Genomic DNA, 673 nt, shown 5'->3' with positions numbered 1-673 from the left:
GTCGCCATATCGGCGGGATGCAGGTTTATGTTCCGAGGGGGAATATTCTGGAGAATCTTGTCCGGGATATGCGTATCTGGCGTGATTTTAACGGCCATAATATTCCTGAACTGGTTCAGCGTTACGGGGTGACGTATAAAACCGTCTACAAGGCCATCAAACGGATGCGACGTCTGGAGCGCAATAAATACCAGCCGGATTTGTTTTACCCCTCCCCGAACCTGCCTCACCCCGTTCGTCGTCCGCCACGACGCCCTTAATCAATGAAGCCGGTAAATCCGGCTTTTTTTATGCCTCCGGCACCATGAAGCAGACCACGTTTAAATCTGCTTCACAGGTGCTTTTATGGAAAATCAAAAATTCTCCCCGGCCTTTGAACATGCGCTGAATTTTATTCTGCGTCCTGATATTGAAGGCGGCTATGTCAATGACCCCACTGACCGTGGCGGTGAAACCAAATACGGCATTTCTGACCGCCGCGACGGTGTGATTGACGGCAAAACCGATGTCAACGGCGACGGCAAGCCGGATACCCGCATTAAGGATTTAACCCGCGAACAGGTTGCGCAGATTTACTGGCGCGATTACTGGCTGCCTGCCGGATGTGACCAGTGGCCTGATGGCGTGGCGATGTTTGTGTTCGATGCGGCGGTTCAGCATGGCGTTAAAAAAG

General features: G+C 52.0%; 2 protein-coding genes. Both read left to right on the top strand.

Going from position 1 to position 673, the window contains the following annotated elements:
* Positions 1-260: Mor transcription activator family protein (locus A9587_RS24265; RefSeq protein WP_272897154.1), on the top strand; the 260-nt coding region annotated here is incomplete at its 5' end.
* Positions 261-345: 85 nt separating this feature from the next.
* A partial coding sequence (locus A9587_RS24260; protein WP_272897153.1) for a glycosyl hydrolase 108 family protein occupies positions 346-673 on the top strand: 328 nt, incomplete at its 3' end.

The sequence above is a fragment of the Escherichia sp. MOD1-EC6162 genome, assembly GCF_002965125.1.
Taxonomy (GTDB): Bacteria; Pseudomonadota; Gammaproteobacteria; order Enterobacterales; family Enterobacteriaceae; genus Escherichia; species Escherichia marmotae.
The sequence above is the reverse complement of the archived record's forward strand: the minus strand, read 5'-3'. Positions and strand labels throughout refer to the sequence as shown.